Genomic DNA, 21,460 nt, shown 5'->3' on the forward strand with positions numbered 1-21,460 from the left:
TGGCACTTTTTGCCACAAATTTTCTCTGCATATCGCTTCAACGCCTGAGATCCTCAGCGCGCAGTTTGGTCATTCCTTAAGCAGGAGCTTGTCATGGAATTATTAATGGACCCGCAGATTTGGGTGGGTTTGCTCACGCTTGTCGTTCTCGAAATTGTTCTGGGTATTGATAACCTGGTCTTCATTGCGATCCTGGCTGATAAGCTGCCGCCAAAACAGCGAGATAAAGCGCGTTTAATCGGTTTGTCACTGGCACTGGTTATGCGCCTGGGCTTGTTGTCCGTGATTTCGTGGATGGTGACGCTAACTAAGCCGCTATTTACGGTAATGGACTACTCGTTCTCGGGGCGCGATCTGATCATGCTGCTGGGGGGGATTTTCCTCTTGTTCAAGGCCACGACAGAGCTGCATGAGCGGCTGGAAAACCGTGAACATGATACCGGCCAGGCAAAAGGGTATGCGAGTTTTTGGGTTGTTGTGACGCAGATTGTCATACTCGACGCGGTGTTCTCGCTGGATGCCGTTATTACGGCGGTCGGTATGGTCAACCATCTGCCAGTGATGATGGCGGCGGTCGTGATTGCTATGGCCGTGATGCTGCTGGCTTCTAAGCCGCTGACACGATTTGTGAACCAACATCCGACGGTGGTGGTGCTGTGTCTGAGCTTCCTGTTAATGATCGGTCTGAGCCTGGTTGCCGAAGGGTTTGGCTTCCATATTCCGAAAGGCTATCTGTATGCGGCGATTGGCTTCTCAATCATCATTGAGTTGTTTAACCAGATTGCCCGTCGGAACTTTATTCGCCACCAGTCGACGCTGCCGCTGCGTGCGCGCACTGCCGATGCAATCCTGCGTCTGATGGGGGGTAAAAGTCAGGCCAGCGCGCAGATGGAATCCGACAACCCAGTGCCGGTTCCCGTCCCGGAAGGCGCATTTGTGGAAGAAGAACGCTATATGATCAACGGCGTCCTTTCTCTGGCGTCGCGTTCATTACGCGGCATTATGACGCCTCGTGGCGAAATTAGCTGGGTTGATGCAGACCTGAGCGTGGAGGAAATTCGCGAGCAATTGCTCTCGTCACCACACAGCCTGTTCCCGGTGTGTCGTGGCGAACTGGATGAAATCATCGGTATTGTGCGTGCTAAAGAGCTGCTGGTCGCGCTGGAAGACGGTGTGGATGTGGCGGCCATTGCCTCTGCGTCTCCGGCTATTATTGTCCCGGAAACGCTGGATCCTATCAATCTGTTAGGTGTTCTGCGACGCGCTCGCGGCAGCTTTGTTATCGTCACTAACGAGTTTGGTGTAGTCCAGGGTCTGGTCACGCCGTTGGACGTATTAGAAGCTATTGCCGGTGAATTCCCGGATGCTGATGAAACGCCTGAAATTATTGCTGATGCAGGCGGTTGGTTGGTGAAAGGTGGTACCGATCTGCATGCGTTGCAACAGGCGCTGGACGTGGATACGTTAGTGAATGAAGATGAAGACATCGCCACGGTGGCAGGTTTAGTCATTGCCGCTAACGGCCATATTCCACGCGTAGGTGATGTTATCGATGTTGCACCGTTGAGCATTACGATTGTCGAAGCCAATGACTATCGTGTGGATTTAGTTCGCATTGTTAAAGAACAACCCGCTCACGACGAAGACGAGTAAGCGGGGTTAGCGAAACGGCATAACGTGCATACTGTGTCGCCCGTTATGCCGGGCGGGCGGCGGCGTGCTGCCCGCCAGCCATTTGGGAAAATCGCGCAGCGGCATCGGCTTTGCATACAAAAAGCCTTGCAATAAATGTACGCCGTGTCGGCGCAAATGCTGTGCCTGCGCCTGTGTTTCAACGCCTTCCGCCACCAGTTCTATATTCAGTTTTTTCCCCAAAGCGATAATGATGTCTGTGACGGTTGAGTTCACGGCGTCTGTCCCGATTGCTGAGGTAAATGATTTATCTATCTTCAGCACATCCGGGCGAAGCTTTTCCAGCCAGGAGAGCGAGCTGTTGCCGGTGCCGAAATCGTCAATTGCCAGCTTTACGCCAAGCCGATTTAACTCGCGCACGACCCGATAATCCACATCCAGCAACGCATCGCGCTCGGTAAGTTCGATAACCAACTGCTGAATAGGGTGCTGGCTGAACCAGTACTGGTTGAGATCTTTTAGCAGCGTACCGTTACGAAAATGGCTGGCGGCAACATTAATCCCAATATGAAACTGGCTGCTCATCGGGAATAAGTGTCGTTGCTGAATGGTTTCTGCGATGACATGACGGGTAAGCGGCACAATCAGGTTGTGCTCCTCTGCGATGGGAATAAACACTTCGGGAGAGATCCAACCCTGGCGCGGGTTATTCCAGCGTAAAAGGATTTCCACTCCCATACATTGTTGGGTTTGCGCATTAAGTAGCGGCTGGCAAAACAGCTCGAATTCCCGTGCAGCAAGGGCCAGATTTATCTCCCAGGAGAAGCTCATTCTGCTGGCGGTCGCCAGCCATGCCAGGTAGCCCACTAAAAAACTTAGGATCACCGCCAGCGGCAGTTGTGTTGGCAAATGTTTTATAGCCAGTTCGCTGGCACCCGGACCGGTGACGCTGATAGTAAAGGGGAAATGTTGCGATGAGAGCTGGTAGCGTTTTTCATTATTCAGTTCAGGTAGCGTATCGACAACACCCTGTCCATATAGCAAATGGCGATTACCGACGGTTAAGCTGGCATGGGTAATTTGCGGTGGCTGGGGTTCAAGCAACATGGACGATAATAAATCAATATTCACGATTTCCAGCACGCCATCTGAGCCATCGGCAGATGCTGGATACCATTGCGTCAGAATCGGACTGCCCTTAATCAACGAATGGTCGGTAGACAGCAGCAATTGCGGCTCCCGACTGGGTAATTCAGGCTCCAGTTGGCGAATAGGCACATTGCGATAGCCAAAAATGCTGGAACAATAAAGGATCCCGCTCTGAATCAGGCTGATAGAACGTACCGTTTGCAGTCTGGCTGCATGCTTACTCAGAGGTAAACGCGCGACTGAGCAGGGAAGCCCAATCAGCGGTAGCAGTACATCGCGTCCGGTCTGTAGGGGCAAAAGCACGTCATCCAACTCTTCAACGGCGTGGTTGGCAAAGGTAACGGTATTGCGATGATTTAAATTACGCTCCGAAATAAATCGGACAGTTAATGTGAGAATGAGCGTCAGTAGTGCACATAATGTGCAGACGATTAAGCGATTCCGGCGATAGTTCTTGATGATCCTTTGCGCTGTTTGCATGCGGGCCGCCCGATAAGCCGTTGGTCACAGTAGCCAACAGCAACAGAGCAAGTGTAGTGGGGAAAATTACGCCAGACGAGGGAGAGGGGGCAAATTCGCCCATCCGTCGCAGATGGGCGAAAAATAAGTATTAGTCACATTGAACTTTGATTGCCAGACCACCGCGTGACGTTTCACGGTATTTGGCGTTCATGTCTTTACCTGTTTCGTACATGGTCTCAATGACTTTATCCAGCGAGACGCGCGGAGCGCTGGTACGGCGCATTGCCATACGCGCAGCGTTGATCGCCTTCACTGACGCAATGGCATTACGTTCGATGCACGGAACCTGTACCTGTCCCGCCACCGGATCGCAGGTTAAGCCGAGGTTATGTTCCATGCCGATTTCAGCAGCAACACACACCTGCTCAGGGCTTGCGCCTAACAGTTCAGCCAGACCCGCGGCAGCCATGGAACAGGCTACGCCCACTTCACCCTGACAACCCACTTCTGCACCAGAGATAGACGCGTTCATTTTATACAACGCGCCAATCGCGCCGGCCGCCAGGAAATAACGAGTATAGATATCCGGGCTGACGGACTCGATGAAATGATCGTAATAGGCCAGTACCGCAGGCACGATACCGCAGGCACCGTTGGTTGGCGCAGTGACTACGCGACCACCCGCGGCATTTTCTTCGTTAACGGCCAGCGCGAACATGTTCACCCAGTCGATCACGTTCATCGGATCGTTGGACAGTTTATCGCTGGAAACCAGCATACGACGCAGGGCTGAAGCACGACGAGGAACGCGCAGCGGACCCGGCAGCACGCCTTCGGTGTTCATACCACGATCGATACAAGCCTGCATGGTTTGCCAGACGTTACCAAAGTACTCTTCAATCTCTTTTTTACTGTGCAGAGCAAGTTCGTTCTGCATCGCCATGCCAGAGAGAGACAGGCCGGTGCTGTTGCAGTATTCCAGCATTTCGGTGGCGGATTTGAACGGATAAGGCACACTGACCTCGCCCGCGGCATCCTGACCAAAATGTTCTTCATCAACGATGAATCCACCGCCGATGGAGTAGTAGGTTTTGCTGTAAATGACGGTTTCGCCACTGTACGCGTGGATCTGCATTCCGTTTTCATGCAGCGGCAGGTTGCCGTTGTGAAAACGCATTCCGTCATTCTGCGGGAAATCCACTTCGTGCTGGCCCTGCGCAAGCAGCAGGCGTCCACGCGTTTCTACGTCGCGGATAAATCCGGGGATGCTGTCAATATCCACGGTAGCAGGCTCATTGCCCGCCAGACCCATAATAATGGCGATATCGGTATGGTGACCTTTACCCGTGAGCGACAGTGAACCATACACGTCGACGGCGACACGAGTAACGCTGTCCAGTAATCCTTTTTCGACCAGGTCATCGACGAACTGTTTACCCGCCTTCATAGGCCCTACGGTATGGGAAGATGAGGGACCAATCCCCACCTTAAACATGTCGAATAGACTAATCACGATAATACTCCTACAGGGCGACTGGGGTTTCCAGTAACGATGTTATAACTGCGCATAGTGTAAGAGGGAACGCGGCGATCGGCTTAACTATTCACATGAATTAAACTAATAGATAACCGCGGTTTTACTAATGTTGTGACCTGAGTTTCAAGTTGTCTATGGTGTGCGTAAAGATAAGTATAGTCAGGGCTTGACGCCAATTTGCAGCGCCAGCTCACGAATTATTCCGGCGGTCATTCCCCAGACGAAATATTGCTCATACCAGGAAAGCCATACACGATGTGAATCGCCGCGACGGTAGATATCCAGCGGATGATAACGACCTAAATGCAGGGCTTGTGCCAGCGGCATTTCGAACACGGCGGAAACTTCATCAACACTTGCGCGATACGGCAAATTTGGCGGGATAATGCCTACCACCGGCGTGACCTGGAAACCGGTCACACTGTCGACCGGCGGCAGAACGCCAATCACCTCCACGCAGGATGGTGGGATCGCCACTTCTTCCTGCGCTTCGCGAAGGGCGGCGGCAATTAACGAGGCATCGCTGCTATCCACCGCGCCGCCGGGAAAGGCGACTTGTCCGGCGTGCTTGCGCAGATGAACGGATCGCTGAGTTAACAGTAACCCCGGCTGTGCACGACGCACGACGGGGATCAGTACGGCGGCCTGACGCTGGTTTAACGCAGTATGATTAACCTGCGGGCGCAGGAGTTGAAAGCGCGATAAAAAATCATCAAGCGTCAGGCTGCTGTATTCCACGTGTCAGTTCTCCAGTTGGTGCAAAATACGATTCACTTTATCAAACGTTTCCTGATACTCCGCATCTTCCTGGCTGTCCGCCACAATGCCACCGCCAGCGGAACAATAAATGCGTCCGTTGGTGGCTGTCAGCGTGCGAATGGTGATGCTGGTATCCATATTGCCGCAAAAGCTCAGATAGCCAATGCTACCGCACCAGGCGTTGCGTCTTTGCGGTTCCAGTTCGTCAATAATTTCCATTGCCCGCACTTTTGGCGCACCGGTAATAGAGCCGCCAGGGAAGGCGGCACGCAGCAGGTCAGTGGCGTGCAATGACTCTGGCAGACGCGCGGTAATGGTGCTGACCAAATGATGAACGGCAGGGAACGGTTCGACAACGAACAGTTCCGGAACCTGTACCGAACCGGGTTCGGCAACGCGGCCGATATCATTACGCATTAAATCGACGATCATCAGGTTTTCCGCCTGATCCTTTGGGGAGTTCGCCAGTGATTGAGCCTGTAGACGATCGGCATCGGCATCTTCAAGTCTGGGCAGCGTGCCTTTAATCGGACGCGTCTGGATGTGCTGGTTTTCCAGCAGAATAAAACGCTCAGGTGAAAGGCTGAGAATCGCCCCTTCCTCAAGACGTAAAAACGCACTGAACGGGGCGCGGTTCGCATGGTTGAGACGTACAAACGCCAACCACTCATCTCCTTGATAATGCGCCTGAAAACGCTGGGCAAGATTGACCTGATAGCAATCGCCGCTGTGCAGATAACGCTGCACCTGACGGAACCTTTCACCATACTGCTCGCGGGTCATGTTGGACTGCCACGAAGATGTTAACGAAAACGGTTCGCGCACGGGTATCTGTTGATTTTCCAGCCAACGGCGTCGTGCCTGTACATCGGAGTGGCTAAGTAGCGACACCCTTTGCAACTGATGATCGACAATCAGCGCCCAATCGTAAATGCCAACCGCCATGTCCGGTAGCGTGATATCCTGTTCGGCTTCCGTTGGCAGAGATTCAAAACGACGGCCTAAGTCATAACCGAACAGACCCAATGCGCCTCCCTGGAAGGGAAAATCGGGATTATAATCGGGCTGAATAGTCAGCGATGTCAGCGCCGAACGTAAAACCGTCATCGGATCATCAACCGTTTGCATAGTGCCGTGATGGTCATGCACAACGGTCTCTTCTGCATGTGTGACCAGCGTGGTAATGGGGTCGGCGACCAGAATATCAAAGCGATTATGCGGATGGTCGGCGTGGCCTGAATGCAAAAGCATTGCCCAGGGCTGGTGGCTTAATGTGGCAAAATAGTGCTCAGCGGCGTCCAGACGCCAGGGGAGTGTGATTACAGCGGGAGATAACGTCTTCATCAGTCCTGACTCGTTGCTACTTCACTGGCTATGTGCCGGGTAGCATGAAATAATTAGCGCTAATAATTTAGCAGGAGTTCACCATGATTGCAGGTTTACCTTCACTCACGCACGATCAGCAGCAACAGGCGGTTGAACGCATTCATGAACTGATATCCCAGGGGATGAGCAGTGGCGAGGCGATTACGAAAGTGGCTGCTGAATTACGCGCCAGCCATACCGGCGAGCGGATCGTGGCGCGTTTTGAAGATGAAGACGAATAGCGCCGCTTATACCGCAGCGATAATCTTAATTTCAACTTTGTATTTCGGGTTCATTAACCCGGCCTGAACGGTACAACGTACCGGCGCGTGACCAGCAACAACCCATGCGTCCCAGGCTTTGTTCATGGCGGCAAAATCATTTTTGTCCGCCAGGAACAGGGTGGCATCAAGAATACGTGACTTGCTGCTGCCCTGTTTTTCCAGCACCGCATCAATTTGCGCCAGCGTATTTGCCGTTTGCTCAAAGGCGTCGGCATCCAGATTTTCCGGTACGCCGGTGTAATACAACGTGTTGTTGTGGATAACCACGTCGGACCAACGCGCTTCGGCATCAATGCGCACAATCGTCATAAATCATTCCTCATTTACGTTTTTTCATAATGGCTTCGGGTTGCGCCAAGACTGCCATAATGTTGTGTCCACGTCACCTCTTCAACTGGCGAAAGAGCCGCTGGCCTGACATAATCCCTGTTCAAATGAACAGGGGGCAGTGTGACGGACGATTTTGCAGCAGACGGTCAGTTGGCTAAAGCGATACCCGGTTTTAAACCGCGTGAACCACAGCGGCAGATGGCCTTCGCCGTCAGTCATGCTATCGAAAAATCACAGCCGCTTGTTGTCGAAGCCGGAACAGGAACAGGTAAAACCTACGCTTATCTTGCCCCTGCGCTGCGTGCCGGAAAGAAAGTAATTGTCTCCACGGGCTCGAAGGCGTTGCAGGATCAGCTATACAGCCGCGATTTACCCACAGTAGCGAAGGCTCTGGAATTCACGGGTAAACTGGCGCTGCTGAAAGGGCGTTCAAACTATCTGTGTCTTGAGCGTCTCGAACAACAGGCGCTGGCGGGCGGTGACCTGCCGGTACAGACTTTAAGTGACGTCATTCTGCTACGCTCCTGGTCAAATCAAACCCTTGATGGTGACATCAGCACCTGCGTCAGCGTGGCGGAAGACTCTCAGGCCTGGCCGCTGGTGACGAGCACAAACGATAATTGCCTTGGGAGCGACTGCCCGCTGTACAAAGAGTGCTTTGTCGTTAAAGCGCGCAAGAAGGCGATGGATGCAGATGTCGTCGTGGTAAACCACCATCTGTTTCTCGCTGATATGGTGGTAAAAGAGAGTGGGTTTGGCGAGCTGATCCCGGAAGCTGAAGTGATGATCTTCGATGAAGCGCATCAGTTACCGGATATCGCCAGCCAGTACTTTGGTCAATCGCTCTCCAGTCGCCAACTGCTGGATCTGGCGAAAGACATCACCATTGCCTATCGCACCGAGCTGAAAGACACTCAGCAGCTTCAAAAATGCGCCGACCGACTGGCGCAAAGCGCGCAGGACTTCCGCCTGCAACTGGGCGAGCCGGGCTATCGAGGAAACTTGCGGGAACTGCTGGCCGACCCGCGCGTACAGCGCGCGTTTTTGTTGCTCGATGACACGCTGGAGCTGTGTTACGACGTGGCGAAACTGTCTCTCGGACGTTCCGCCTTGCTGGATGCCGCGTTTGAACGTGCCACGCTTTACCGTGCTCGTCTGAAGCGCCTGAAAGAGATCAACCAGCCAGGTTTCAGCTACTGGTATGAATGCACCTCGCGCCATTTCACCCTTGCGCTGACGCCGCTCACGGTGGCGGATAAATTCAAAGAAGTGATGGAACAGAAGCCGGGCTGCTGGATTTTTACCTCCGCGACGCTGTCGGTAAACGATGATCTTCATCATTTCACCGCGCGGCTGGGTATTGAAGATGCCGAGTCGATGCTGCTGCCAAGCCCATTTGATTACACCCGCCAGGCGCTGCTGTGCGTGCCGCGTAATCTCCCGCAAACTAACCAACCGGGAGCGGCGCGTCAGCTGGCATCCATGCTGCGTCCTATTATCGAAGCGAACAACGGACGCTGCTTTATGCTGTGTACCTCGCACGCGATGATGCGCGATCTGGCTGAACAATTCCGCGCCACCATGACCCTTCCCGTGCTGCTGCAGGGCGAAACCAGTAAAGGGCAACTGTTACAGCAGTTTGTCAGCGCAGGTAATGCGTTACTGGTTGCCACCAGCAGCTTCTGGGAAGGGGTGGACGTGCGTGGCGATACGTTGTCGCTGGTGATTATTGATAAACTGCCGTTCACCTCGCCGGACGATCCGCTGTTAAAAGCGCGGATGGAGGACTGCCGTTTGCGCGGCGGCGATCCGTTTGAAGACGTTCAGTTGCCGGATGCGGTAATCACCCTGAAACAGGGCGTGGGGCGTCTGATTCGTGACGCTGACGACCGCGGGGTGCTGGTGATTTGCGACAACCGTCTGGTGATGCGACCTTACGGTGCCACTTTCCTGGCAAGTCTTCCGCCTGCGCCGCGGACGCGTGATATTGCTCGCGCTGTTCGTTTTCTTGCCATACCAACGACTGAGTAATTTGTTACGGAGTGTGGTAAGATGCGCGCCAAATTTATTGACCTGATCACAAACACCCATGCGAATTCTGGCTATCGATACCGCCACAGAGGCGTGCTCTGTTGCCCTGTGGAATGACGGTACTACCAAGGCTCATTTCGAGCTTTGCCCACGAGAACACACCCAACGAATTTTACCAATGGTTGAGGAAATCCTGGCCGCTGGCGATCTCACGTTAACCGATATCGACGCTCTGGCGTTTGGTCGCGGTCCTGGCAGTTTCACAGGTGTACGTATTGGTATTGGCATTGCTCAGGGGCTGGCGTTAGGCGCGAATTTACCGATGATCGGCGTCTCCACCCTGGCAACAATGGCGCAGGGAGCCTGGCGTAAGTCGGGCGCGACCCGCGTACTGGCCGCGATCGACGCGCGAATGGGCGAAGTCTATTGGGCCGAATACCTGCGTGATGAGAACGGCAACTGGCACGGTGAAGAAACCGAAGCGGTGCTAACCCCCGAGCAGGTGCATGCGCGTTTACTGCAACTGTCTGGCGAGTGGGTAACGGTCGGAACGGGCTGGCCTGCCTGGCCTGAGCTCGGTAAAGACAGCGGTCTGACGCTGAGCGATGGCGACGTTTTGCTTCCGGCGGCTGAAGATATGCTGCCTGTTGCCACGCAAATGCTGGCTGCCGGTAAGACCGTGGCGGTTGAACATGCGGAACCGGTTTATTTACGTAACACCGTGGCATGGAAGAAACTTCCCGGTAAAGAATGAATCTTAGTAGTACATCCCTGGTCAATTCGCACAGCCGTCAGTGCGCAGCATGGTGAATTGGTCGGGGCAGAAGCTAAGAAAAGGGAGTCGCAATATGGCGGTGCAAAAGCAGTTATTGAAAGGTCTGTTGGCGGGCGCATTCGCGTTAATGCTTAGCGGTTGTGTCACCATCCCGGACGCGATTAAAGGTTCGAGCCCTACGCCGCAGCAGGATCTGGTGCGGGTTATGAATGCCCCGCAGCTGTATGTCGGACAGGAAGCGCGTTTCGGCGGTAAAGTGGTGGATATTCAGAACCAGCAGGGGAAATCCCGTCTGGAAATTGCCACTGTTCCTCTTGATAGTGGGGCGCGACCGGTGCTGGGCGAAGCCTCCCGCGGGCGAATTTATGCTGATGTAAATGGCTTCCTCGACCCGGTGGACTTCCGCGGTCAACTGGTTACCGTCGTCGGTCCGATTAGCGGTACTGTGGATGGAAAAATCGGTAATACGCCGTATAAATTCATGCTGATGCAGGTAACTGGCTATAAACGCTGGCATATTACTCAGCAAATTGTTATGCCGCCGCAGCCGATCGACCCCTGGTTCTACGGTGCGCGTGGCTGGCCTTACGGTGGCTACGGCGGATGGGGATGGTACAATCCCGGCCCGGCACAGGTTCAGACCATAGTAACTGAGTAACTCTTTGTTTTATGAGTAAAAGAAACAGCGGCTCGTCCGCTGTTTCTGCATTAACGTGGATATAAGAAAAATAAATAGTGACGTGCTTCGCAACCTTGTCGTTGTGTAATAAACAAACTGGTACGCTGAGTTAATATTATGTTAACAGTTTGTTTATTGCCTGGGGTTGTGATGACGACGAATACGCATTTTAGAGGTGATGTATTGAAAAAGGTTTGGCTTAACCGTTATCCCGCTGGTGTTCCTGCGGAGATCAATCCTGACCGTTATCAATCCCTGGTGGAACTCTTTGAACACTCAGTAAGACGGTATGCCGATCAGCCCGCGTTTGTAAACATGGGGGAGGTGATGACCTTCCGCAAGCTTGAAGAGCGTAGCCGGGCATTTGCGGCCTATTTGCAACAGGGACTCGGGCTGAAGAAGGGCGATCGCGTCGCGCTGATGATGCCTAACCTGCTGCAATATCCGGTCGCACTGTTTGGGATTTTACGTGCCGGCATGATCGTCGTGAACGTGAACCCGCTGTACACGCCTCGCGAGCTGGAACATCAGCTCAACGACAGCGGCGCGTCGGCGATTGTCATCGTGTCTAACTTTGCCCACACGCTGGAAAAAGTCGTCGACAAAACGTCGGTGCAACACGTGATCCTGACGCGTATGGGCGATCAGCTGTCGACCGCCAAAGGGACGTTGGTTAACTTTGTCGTCAAGTATATCAAGCGTCTGGTGCCGAAATATCACCTGCCGGATGCCATCTCATTTCGTAGTGCGCTGCAAAACGGTTATCGCATGCAGTATGTGAAACCCGAAGTGGTGTCGGAAGATCTGGCGTTCCTGCAATATACCGGGGGGACTACCGGTGTGGCGAAGGGCGCGATGCTTACGCACCGTAACATGCTGGCTAACCTTGAGCAGGTTAACGCCACTTATGGCCCGTTGCTGCATCCGGGTAAAGAACTGGTGGTGACGGCCCTACCACTGTATCACATTTTTGCGCTGACGATGAACTGTCTGCTGTTTATTGAGCTGGGCGGTCAAAACCTGCTGATTACCAACCCGCGTGATATTCCGGGACTGGTAAAAGAGCTGGCGAAGTATCCGTTCACCGCCATGACCGGCGTCAACACGCTGTTTAACGCGCTGCTGAATAACAAAGAGTTCCAACAACTGGACTTCTCGTCACTGCACCTTTCGGCAGGCGGCGGGATGCCGGTTCAACAGGCGGTAGCTGAACGTTGGGTGAAGCTGACGGGTCAGTATCTGCTGGAAGGCTATGGCCTGACGGAGTGTGCCCCTCTGGTGAGCGTCAACCCTCACGATATCGACTACCACAGCGGCAGTATCGGGTTACCGGTTCCTTCCACCGAGGTCAAACTGGTGGATGACGACGATAACGAAGTGCCGCCGGGAGAACCGGGCGAACTGTGCGTGAAAGGTCCGCAAGTGATGCTGGGCTACTGGCAGCGACCAGACGCCACCGACGAAATCGTCAAAGACGGCTGGCTGCACACCGGCGATATTGCGGTGATGGATGAAGAAGGCTTCCTGCGTATTGTCGATCGTAAGAAAGATATGATCCTGGTGTCCGGCTTTAACGTCTATCCAAATGAAATTGAAGACGTGGTTATGCAACATCCTGGCGTACAGGAAGTGGCTGCGGTTGGTGTTCCGTCGGGCAGCAGCGGTGAAGCGGTGAAAATTTTCGTGGTGAAGAAAGATGCCTCGTTAACTGATGAGGCGCTTATCACTTTCTGCCGTCGTCACCTGACGGGCTATAAAGTACCGAAGCTGGTGGAGTTTCGCGACGAGTTGCCGAAATCTAACGTCGGTAAAATTTTGCGACGAGAATTACGTGACGAAGCGCGCGCCAAAGTGGACAATAAAGGCTGAGCGTTAAGTCAGCCAGCAGAAAACGCCGGGTAATCCGGCGTTTTTTTTGGCGCAAACCTAAGAGAGCACGATTTGAATTATCAAATGATCACCACGGACGACGCGTTAGCCACGCTGTGCGAAGCCGTCCGTGAATTTCCGGCGATAGCCCTGGATACCGAATTTGTTCGCACACGTACCTATTATCCGCAGTTGGGGCTGATCCAGCTGTTTGATGGCAAACACGTTGCTCTGATTGATCCGCTAGGGATCACCGACTGGTCGCCCCTGCGCGATATTCTGCGTGATACCGCCATCACCAAATTCCTGCATGCGGGAAGTGAAGACCTGGAAGTGTTTCTCAACGCTTTTGGCGAACTTCCGCAGCCGTTAATTGACACACAAATCCTGGCTGCGTTTTGCGGTCGTCCGCTGTCGTGGGGCTTCGCCTCGATGGTGGAAGAGTTTACGGGGGTGGCGCTCGACAAAAGTGAATCGCGTACCGACTGGCTGGCCAGACCGCTGACCGAGCGTCAGTGCGAATACGCGGCGGCTGACGTCTGGTATCTGTTACCGATCACCACAAAACTGATGGCTGAAACCGAAGCCAGCGGCTGGCTGCCAGCCGCGCTGGACGAATGCCGCTTAATGCAGCAGCGTCGCCAGGAGATTCTGGCGCCGGAAGACGCCTGGCGTGACATCACCAACGCATGGCAACTGCGCACCCGTCAGCTAGCCTGCCTGCAACTGCTTGCCGACTGGCGACTGCGTAAAGCACGCGAGCGCGATCTGGCGGTAAACTTCGTGGTGCGTGAAGAGCACCTGTGGGCGGTGGCGCGTTATATGCCGGGCAGCCTGGGTGAACTGGATAGCCTGGGTCTTTCCGGGAGCGAAATTCGTTTCCACGGTAAAACGCTGATCGCCCTGGTGGAAAAGGCCCAGGCTTTACCGGAAGAGTCGCTACCGCAGCCGCTGCTGAATTTGATGGATATGCCAGGGTATCGCAAGGCGTTCAAAGCCATCAAAGCGCTGGTTGCCGAGGTGAGTGCGGAACATAATCTCAGCGTCGAACTTCTTGCTTCGCGTCGCCAGATCAACCAGTTGCTCAACTGGCACTGGAAATTAAAGCCGCAGCAATCCCTGCCAGAGCTGGTTTCCGGCTGGCGTGGCGAATTGATGTCCGATCGCCTCAACGCGCTGCTGCAGGAATACCCGCAGTAAGTCACCAGGCTCGCCGGGTCGCGCGTTTGCTGACCCGGCCTGCGCAACGCTACAGATCGAGCACCAGGCGCTTACCTTTGGCGCGCGAGCAGCAGATGAGCATGCTTTGTTGGCTGGCTTTTTCGTCGTCGCTGAAATACTGATCGCGGTGATCCGCTTCCCCTTCGAGAATCGTCGTTTCGCAGGTGCCGCAAACACCTTCCCGGCACAGGCACTCAACCCGGGCGGCTTTGTTATTTTCGATAACCTGCAAAATGGTCATCTCTTCCGGGACCGCAAACTCGCGCCCGGAACGCGCCAGCACCAGGGTGAAGGCGTCGCCGCCTTTCTCTTCCACGGCAAATTGTTCGAAATGTAGCGTATTGCTGTCCAGCCCAAGGCGGGAAGCCGCTTCTCTGACAGCATCGTTGAGCACCGCAGGGCCACAGGTGTAGATATGCGTGCCGGGTTCAACATCTGCCAGCAGACGGGCTAAATCGAGGCGGGTGCCTGCGTTCGACAGGTGCAGATGAATGCGATTGGCGCTGGGGTGTTGCATGAGTTCGTCATGAAACGCGCAGGTCTCCTGGCTGGGAGAGCAATAGTGCAGTTGCCATTGCGTCTGAGATTGTTCCAGCTCCGGGAGTTGCGATAAAAACGGTGTGATGCCGATGCCTCCGGCAATCAACAGATGTTTTTGTGCCTGAGGGGCGAGGGCGAAGAGATTATTTGGTGTGGAGATCGTGAGCGTGTCGCCGGGCTTCACGTTTTGATGCAGATATCGTGAGCCGCCTTTGGACGCCTCCTCCAGGCGTACGGCGATTTTATAGGCGCGCGTATCGCGTGGTGAACTCATCAGCGAGTACGCATTGCTGTACAGGTTCTCGCCATCGCGCATCTGCACGATAATATGGCTGCCACCCTGAAACGCAGGCAACGACTCGCCTGTGGTCGCCGTTAAGGTGAAGCATTTTACCTGCGCGGTAATCGTCTCAATCCGGCTGACCCGGACTTCTTGCATTTGATAATCAGACATTGCGGCCTCCCTAAAAAATCTGTCCGACGCGCCTCAGCGGCGCGCCGGAACCTGTCGTAACAGCCCCGGGTTATTCCTGAAAAACCTGGGCGACCAGATTATGGAAATGGGCAATGCCATGCTCGGAGATGCCGCTGCCGCTGGTGTCCGCCATAATGCGTCCCTGGCCGCGATAGCCACGTGATTTCAGCCCTTTTTGTACACTTTCAACCAGACGTAAATCTTCAGGACGAAAGACGTTGCGATACCATTCGATCAGTTGTTTCTGCTCTTCGGTCAGCTCTTCGTTGGTGAAGTAGATGTCATAGTTTTGCAGCGTGGTTTCCGCATCTACCGGGAATTCGTAGATAACGGTCATCATGCCTTTGATTGGCGTCACGTTGAGCATGGTGCACGGCCACAGCCAGAAACCGTGGAAGGCGGCATCAACTCCTTCTTCGAACTTAAATGACTGCTCTGAAGGTTTGGCGAAACCGTATTGCAGCGTCCAGTTGCCGTGCATGGTATGCCAGTAACGGTCAACCTGGACCGAGTCGGAAAAACCTGGATGGGCCGGACCGCAGTGGTAGCACTCCAGATAGTTATCGACGATATTCTTCCAGTTGGCTGGGGTACGGGTAGTAAAACGTGCAGCAAGTTTCAGGTCATGCACGTCTGGGCAGGCTTCGATAACTTTGTCTGCAAGACCAGGGAGTTGTTCTTCCACGCTGCCCGCATTCGGATCCATGTTAATAAACACGAATCCGGCATATTCTTCCAGGCGTACCGGTGTAAGGTGCGCTTTTTCGCTGTCGAAGTTGGCGACGTTTTCGCAGTTACGCGCATGCGCCAGATTGCCGTCAAGTTTGAACGCCCATGCGTGGTAAGGGCAGGTAATCACATTTTTCGCTTTCCCCTCGCCGCTCAACAACTGATGACCGCGATGCGGGCAGACGTTGTAGAAGGCCCGCAGCACGTTATCGCGCCCACGTACCAGCACGATATTCTCGCCAATCACTTCTCGGGTAACATAATCATTGGGTTTCGCCAGTTCGCTACTGTGAGCGACGCAAATCCAGCTTTTAGCGAACACCTTTTCTTGTTCGTGTTCGAAAGCCTGATGGTCGGTATAAAACCGGGCCGGGATAGTCCAGGCATCCTGCGGGTTGGCACAGAAATTATGCGGCAGAATAAACTCAGGGCTCAGATTGCTCATTGGAATACCTTTAATTTGTGAGTAAGAGGATTTTTGTACTGGCGCTTAATTGTCGCCTTTGAGTAGTGTCCCGGCCGGTGGCGCGACCGGGACGTCAACTGGCGCTTCGGGAAGATGACTTTCAATTTGATGCGCAGGAACGTGGGCATAGTCCTGCCGTACCCAGCGCAGAAAACCGCCAACCTTCACCAACAGGATGGCGAGGAATGGAAGAGCGGTCAGAACCACCGTGGTCTTCATGGTTTCCAGGGACGCGCCGGTGAACAAAATTGATAATGGGATCAGGGTGATGACCACGCACCAGAACAGACGAAGACTGCGCTGCGGATCTTCCCCTTCCTGTAGGTTGCGCGTGCTGGTGGCCGCCATGGTGTAGGCCACAGCATCCATGTGTGAGGCGAGGAATATAATCATGATCGCCAGATACGCCACCAGAAACAGTTTCCCGGCAGGCAACGACATCAACACTTGCTGTACGGCTGTCTCACCGCCCAGCGTCGCCATAACCTGCGGTACGTCGATCACGCCGTTCACAAACTGGTGAATGGAGTAGCTTTCCATCACGCCAAAGAAGAACCAGCAACCAACAGTGCTACCGAGGATTAATGCCCAGATAACCTCTTTGATTTTGCGACCACGGGATACGCGAGTGACAAACATTGCCACGCCCGGCGTGTAGGAGATCCACCACAGCCAGTAGAACACCGTCCAGTTACGGGTGAACTCACCGTTGCCAAGCGGGTCGGTGAAGAGGCTCATTTGCAAAAAATTTTGTGTCGTCAGGCCGATGGCGTTGATGATGTTGTTGGTGATGAACTCGGTCGGGCCGACGATCAGCACCAGCAGCGGCAGTAAAAATGCCCCCCAGCCGACCATTTTGCTCAGACGTTGCAAACCGTTATTGATGCCAATCCAGGAGCTCAGGCAGAAAATGCCGCCAGAGAACAGGATCACAAACGCCTGCACCGTGAAGTTATCCGGTAACCCCGTCAGGGCAGACAAACCGCGGGTAAAGGTGGCGGCGGTGACGACCAGAGAGATAGTTAACGCGCCAACTGTCGCGATCAGGAACATCAGGTCAACCAGGCGACCCCAGACGCCCTGCGGATGCACGCCGGTAATGGCGGCGATAATCCCGGACAGGCTCAGTCCTTTGTTTTTACGCACATGGAAGTGGTAGGCCATGGTTAATGAGGCCAACGTGTAGGTCGCCCATGCGCTGATCCCCCAATGGAAAAAGGAATAGGGCAGGCTGTATTCCAGCGCTTTTTGCGAGTGCGGCGCGATATTCAGACCCGGGGTCTGGTAATAATAGGCCCACTCAGCAACGCCCCAGTAGAGCGTGGAGGAGCCTAATCCGGCGCATATAAACATAAACAGCCAGGAGAGCGTGCTGTATTCCGCTTTACCTTCTCCCAGACGGATGTTGCCGTATTTGCTGGTAGCCAGCCAGACGACCAGACCCATAGCCATCAGAACGAGGATCTGCACGGCGGAACCCAGCATCCGGGTAACGCCGTTAAAAAGGGTATTTGCGACTTGTGCAGACTGCTGAGGGAAGAGACTAAGTGTGGCGGCGATGAAAAGAATAGCCACCAGGCTGATGGCTATCAGCGGCATGTCTTTTTTCTTGACGTTGCTCAACATGGGATCTCCTGGGCACAGTTGCCCGCGTATGGCATTAGCCTGTCGTTGTTATCATGCTGTAGGGGTAGAATGAGTTACTTTATATTTAACAATTTTATTATTTGTTCTTTACATGAATTAAACAATTGCCCGATGCGTGAAGCAATAAAACACGGAACGGAAATAATAAAAGGTGAATTGGCGCAGGTTATTGGCTCCACAAAACGCATAAAAAAGCCGCGTCAGTGACGCGGCTCATATTTCGTGGTTTGACCTCTAACGTAGTGCCTGACAGATGGCTTCTCCCACCTGTTGCGTGGTGGCGCTGCCTTTCATATCCGGCGTTTTCGGGCCACTGGCAATAACGTGCTCAATTGCCGCCAGAATACCGTCGTGGGCAGCCTTATAGTTGGCATCACCGTTGCCAAGGAAGTCCAGCATCATGGCGCCAGCCCAGATAGTGGCAATCGGGTTGGCGATGTTTTTTCCGTAAATATCGGGAGCCGAACCATGTACTGGCTCGAACAGGGACGGGAAGGTGCGTTCCGGGTTTAAGTTGGCAGAAGGTGCGATGCCAATCGTCCCGGTACAGGCCGGACCCAGATCGGAGAGGATGTCGCCGAACAGGTTGGAAGCAACCACAACGTCAAAGCGCTCCGGCTGCATCACAAAGCGGGCGCACAGTATATCGATATGCTGTTTATCCCAACGGATCTCAGGATAGTTAGCCGCCATTGCTTCAACACGCTCGTCCCAGTAAGGCATGCTGATGGCCAGACCATTGGATTTGGTCGCCGAGGTCAGGGTTTTGCGCGGGCGGTTTTGCGCCAGCTCGAAGGCGTAACGTAATATACGATCCACGCCGCGACGGGTGAAGACCGACTCCTGGATAACCACCTCGTGTTCCGTCCCTTCACTCACGCGTCCGCCGAGAGAAGAGTATTCTCCCTCGGTGTTCTCGCGTACGACGTAGAAATCAATGTCGCCTGGCTGCTTGCCCGCCAGTGGGCAAGGGACTCCCGGGAACAGGCGTACCGGACGCAGGTTGACGTACTGGTCGAATTCGCGGCGAAACTTAAGCAGCGAGCCCCATAAAGAGATGTGGTCCGGTACGGTGTCCGGCCAGCCAACGGCGCCAAAATAGATAGCATCAAAGGATTGCAACTGCTCATGCCAGTCATCCGGCATCATTTTACCGTGATGGGTGTAGTACTCGCAGCTCGCCCATTCCATTTGCTCAAAGCTGAGCGACAACCCCCAACGCTCGGCGGCTGCCTGTAACACATGAATGCCTTCAGGCAGCACTTCTTTACCAATGCCATCTCCGGGGATAGCGGCAATACGACAGGTTTTCTTCATAGCAGCTCTCACTTGTACGCCATCAAAATTGACTTTCCCCTTATCCTATAATTGACTGATTAAGAGTTAATCCCCCTAACTGGTGAAACATAAAACACAGATCATGAATAATCTGCCGCTGCTAAATGATTTACGCGTCTTTATGCTGGTTGCCCGTCGGGCAGGATTTGCCGCCGTTGCCGAGGAACTGGGTGTATCACCGGCTTTTATCAGTAAGCGAGTAGCCCTGCTGGAGCAGACACTGAACGTGGTGCTGCTGCACCGGACAACGCGGCGTGTAACCATCACGGAAGAGGGGGAGCGGATCTACGAATGGGCGCAGCGGATCCTGCAGGATGTCGATCAGATGATGGACGAGTTGTCGGATGCCAGGCAGATCCCGCAGGGGATGCTACGTATTATTAGTAGCTTTGGTTTTGGCCGTCGGGTGGTGGCTCCGGCGCTGTCTGCGCTGGCAAAAGCGTACCCGCAGCTAGAACTGAGGTTCGATGTTGAAGACCGCCTGGTGGATATGGTGAATGAGGGCGTCGATCTTGATATTCGTATCGGGGATGATATCGCGCCAAACCTGATTGCCCGCAAGTTGGCGACTAACTACCGTATTCTGTGCGCCTCGCCGGAATTTGTGGCGCAGCATGGGACGCCAAAGCAACTGAACGATCTCTCCACTTTTCCTTGTCTGGTTATCAAAGAGCGCGACCATCCGTTTGGCATCTGGCAAATGCGTAATAAAGAGGGCGCTCACTCAATTAAAGTTACGGGGCCTCTGTCGTCTAATCATGGCGAAGTGGTACATCAGTGGTGTCTTGATGGGCAGGGAATTGCCCTGCGTTCGTGGTGGGACGTTTGCGACAACATTGCCGGTGGACATCTGGTACACGTATTACCCGAGTATTATCAACCAGCAAATATATGGGCGGTTTATGTTTCTCGGCTGGCGACGTCGGCAAAAATCCGTATTACGGTTGAGTATTTGCGCCGCTATTTTGCCGAAAACTATCCAAAGTTTACTTTGGAATAAATCCGCAACAGCCAGGCAAGAAACTGAAAATAAAAAAGGCAGAATAATCTGCCTTTTTTTGCAACTATAACTCACTGAGCAAAGCCGTTATTTAGACTCTTCAGCTTCAGGTAATGTCACGTTAAGTTCGAGGATAGAAATATCGCCGTCTTTTTGTTCAAGCTGTACGGTGACCATTTCGGGATCAATTTGTACATACTTGCAGATAACCTCGAGAATATCTTTCCTCAGTTGCGGTAAATAATGTGGCTCGGCGTCACTACGACGACGTTCCGCAACAATAATCTGCAGTCGCTCTTTAGCGATGTTCGCTGTGCTCTTTTTCCGCGAGAGAAAAAAATCCAGTAATGCCATAACTTATCCTCCGAACAGGCGTTTGAGGAAACCTTTCTTCTCTTCTTCAATGAAGCGGAAAGGACGTTCTTCTCCCAACAGACGGTCTACGGTATCAGCATAGGCTTTACCGGCATCAGCATTGATGTCGAGAATAACCGGCTCACCCTGGTTAGACGCGCGCAGGACTGACTGATCTTCAGGAATCACGCCAACCAGCTTGATTCGCAGAATTTCCAGTACGTCTTCCATGCTCAGCATGTCACCTTTATTTACGCGGCCAGGGTTGTAGCGCGTCAGCAACAAATGCTCTTTAATCGGATCTTCACCGTTTTCCGCACGACGAGATTTCGACGCCAGAATACCCAGAATACGGTCAGAGTCACGTACAGAGGAGACTTCCGGGTTAGTGGTGATAATCGCTTCATCGGCAAAATACAGGGCCATCAGCGCGCCGGTTTCAATACCCGCCGGGGAGTCGCAGACGATGAAATCGAATTCCATCGTTTTCAGGTCGTCCAGAACTTTCGCGACGCCTTCACGCGTCAGCGCGTCTTTATCGCGAGTCTGTGAGGCCGGAAGAATAAAGAGATTTTCGGTACGCTTATCTTTGATTAACGCCTGATTTAACGACGCATCGCCCTGAATAACGTTGACGAAGTCGTAAACGACGCGGCGTTCACAACCCATAATCAGATCGAGGTTACGCAGGCCGATATCAAAATCAATAACGACAGTTTTCTTTCCCTTCTGGGCCAAACCTGTAGCGATGGCCGCGCTGGAGGTGGTTTTGCCAACGCCCCCTTTACCCGAAGTAACAACAATAATGCGTGCCATAG

19 protein-coding genes are annotated in these 21,460 nt (G+C 53.6%); 8 read left to right on the forward strand and 11 right to left on the reverse strand.

Annotation, left to right across the window (positions count from 1 at the left end):
* The first annotated feature begins 93 nt into the window (after positions 1-93).
* The gene (gene yoaE, locus HV243_RS10795) at positions 94-1,653 is read left to right on the forward strand and encodes a CNNM family cation transport protein YoaE (RefSeq protein WP_016153393.1); all 1,560 of its coding nucleotides are present in this window, start codon (positions 94-96) and stop codon (positions 1,651-1,653) included.
* A 6-nt stretch (positions 1,654-1,659) separates the two neighbouring features.
* Here yoaE and HV243_RS10800 read toward each other — a convergent pair whose 3' ends face one another.
* The 4 genes from HV243_RS10800 to pabB all read right to left on the reverse strand — a co-directional run bounded on the left by HV243_RS10800 (position 1,660) and on the right by pabB (position 6,883).
* Positions 1,660-3,261 (reverse strand): EAL domain-containing protein, encoded by a 1,602-nt coding sequence (locus HV243_RS10800; RefSeq protein ID WP_053389063.1) that lies wholly within the window; start codon positions 3,259-3,261, stop codon positions 1,660-1,662.
* 130 nt (positions 3,262-3,391) lie between these two features.
* Positions 3,392-4,756: an L-serine ammonia-lyase gene (gene sdaA, locus HV243_RS10805; protein ID WP_016153391.1), complete on the reverse strand. Its 1,365-nt coding sequence runs from the start codon at positions 4,754-4,756 to the stop codon at positions 3,392-3,394.
* Positions 4,757-4,939: 183 nt separating this feature from the next.
* A complete protein-coding gene (locus tag HV243_RS10810; protein ID WP_016153390.1) occupies positions 4,940-5,518 on the reverse strand; it encodes a CoA pyrophosphatase in 579 nt (192 codons plus the stop codon).
* A gap of 3 nt (positions 5,519-5,521) precedes the next feature.
* Complete coding sequence (gene pabB / locus HV243_RS10815) at positions 5,522-6,883, reverse strand: aminodeoxychorismate synthase component 1 (RefSeq protein WP_053389064.1); 1,362 nt, start codon at positions 6,881-6,883, stop codon at positions 5,522-5,524.
* A gap of 83 nt (positions 6,884-6,966) precedes the next feature.
* Here pabB and HV243_RS10820 point away from each other — a divergent pair, with 83 nt between their 5' ends.
* Positions 6,967-7,146, forward strand: coding sequence for a YoaH family protein (locus HV243_RS10820; protein WP_016153388.1), 180 nt, complete (start codon positions 6,967-6,969; stop codon positions 7,144-7,146).
* 6 nt (positions 7,147-7,152) lie between these two features.
* Here the strand turns inward: HV243_RS10820 and HV243_RS10825 are convergent, their stop codons facing one another.
* A complete protein-coding gene (locus HV243_RS10825; protein WP_016153387.1) occupies positions 7,153-7,497 on the reverse strand; it encodes a RidA family protein in 345 nt (114 codons plus the stop codon).
* Positions 7,498-7,638: 141 nt separating this feature from the next.
* Here HV243_RS10825 and HV243_RS10830 point away from each other — a divergent pair, with 141 nt between their 5' ends.
* From HV243_RS10830 to rnd, 5 genes are all read left to right on the forward strand, one after another.
* On the forward strand, positions 7,639-9,549 hold the full coding sequence (locus HV243_RS10830) for an ATP-dependent DNA helicase (RefSeq protein WP_016153386.1): 1,911 nt from the start codon (positions 7,639-7,641) through the stop codon (positions 9,547-9,549).
* Positions 9,550-9,607: 58 nt separating this feature from the next.
* A complete protein-coding gene (tsaB, locus tag HV243_RS10835) occupies positions 9,608-10,303 on the forward strand; it encodes a tRNA (adenosine(37)-N6)-threonylcarbamoyltransferase complex dimerization subunit type 1 TsaB (RefSeq protein WP_029139572.1) in 696 nt (231 codons plus the stop codon).
* A gap of 94 nt (positions 10,304-10,397) precedes the next feature.
* Positions 10,398-10,982, forward strand: coding sequence for a Slp family lipoprotein (locus HV243_RS10840; protein ID WP_053389065.1), 585 nt, complete (start codon positions 10,398-10,400; stop codon positions 10,980-10,982).
* A 204-nt stretch (positions 10,983-11,186) separates the two neighbouring features.
* Entirely contained in the window at positions 11,187-12,872 is a 1,686-nt protein-coding gene (fadD, locus tag HV243_RS10845; protein WP_131350914.1) for a long-chain-fatty-acid--CoA ligase FadD, read from the forward strand.
* An 84-nt stretch (positions 12,873-12,956) separates the two neighbouring features.
* A complete protein-coding gene (gene rnd / locus HV243_RS10850) occupies positions 12,957-14,072 on the forward strand; it encodes a ribonuclease D (RefSeq protein WP_016156789.1) in 1,116 nt (371 codons plus the stop codon).
* A gap of 49 nt (positions 14,073-14,121) precedes the next feature.
* On the opposite strand, the gene HV243_RS10855 is transcribed toward rnd, so the two are convergent.
* The 4 genes from HV243_RS10855 to HV243_RS10870 all read right to left on the reverse strand — a co-directional run bounded on the left by HV243_RS10855 (position 14,122) and on the right by HV243_RS10870 (position 19,267).
* Positions 14,122-15,087, reverse strand: coding sequence for a PDR/VanB family oxidoreductase (locus HV243_RS10855; protein ID WP_053389066.1), 966 nt, complete (start codon positions 15,085-15,087; stop codon positions 14,122-14,124).
* Between the two features lie 70 nt (positions 15,088-15,157).
* Entirely contained in the window at positions 15,158-16,282 is a 1,125-nt protein-coding gene (yeaW, locus tag HV243_RS10860; protein WP_053389067.1) for a carnitine monooxygenase, oxygenase subunit YeaW, read from the reverse strand.
* 45 nt (positions 16,283-16,327) lie between these two features.
* Positions 16,328-17,929, reverse strand: coding sequence for a BCCT family transporter (locus HV243_RS10865; RefSeq protein ID WP_049043155.1), 1,602 nt, complete (start codon positions 17,927-17,929; stop codon positions 16,328-16,330).
* A gap of 255 nt (positions 17,930-18,184) precedes the next feature.
* Positions 18,185-19,267 carry a tartrate dehydrogenase gene (locus HV243_RS10870; protein WP_019076964.1) on the reverse strand — a complete coding sequence of 361 codons (1,083 nt, stop codon included), beginning with the start codon at positions 19,265-19,267 and terminating at the stop codon, positions 18,185-18,187.
* 103 nt (positions 19,268-19,370) lie between these two features.
* Between HV243_RS10870 and HV243_RS10875 the strand changes: the two genes are divergently transcribed.
* Positions 19,371-20,288 (forward strand): LysR family transcriptional regulator, encoded by a 918-nt coding sequence (locus HV243_RS10875; RefSeq protein WP_016153377.1) that lies wholly within the window; start codon positions 19,371-19,373, stop codon positions 20,286-20,288.
* 87 nt (positions 20,289-20,375) lie between these two features.
* Here HV243_RS10875 and minE read toward each other — a convergent pair whose 3' ends face one another.
* Together minE and minD are read right to left on the reverse strand one after the other, a co-directional pair.
* Positions 20,376-20,642, reverse strand: a complete 267-nt coding sequence (gene minE / locus HV243_RS10880; RefSeq protein WP_001185666.1) for a cell division topological specificity factor MinE — start codon at positions 20,640-20,642, stop codon at positions 20,376-20,378.
* A 3-nt stretch (positions 20,643-20,645) separates the two neighbouring features.
* On the reverse strand, positions 20,646-21,458 hold the full coding sequence (minD, locus tag HV243_RS10885) for a septum site-determining protein MinD (RefSeq protein WP_003020956.1): 813 nt from the start codon (positions 21,456-21,458) through the stop codon (positions 20,646-20,648).
* Positions 21,459-21,460 lie beyond the last annotated feature (2 nt).

The sequence above is a fragment of the Citrobacter sp. RHBSTW-00599 genome, from assembly GCF_013784065.1.
Taxonomy (GTDB): domain Bacteria; phylum Pseudomonadota; class Gammaproteobacteria; order Enterobacterales; family Enterobacteriaceae; genus Citrobacter; species Citrobacter braakii.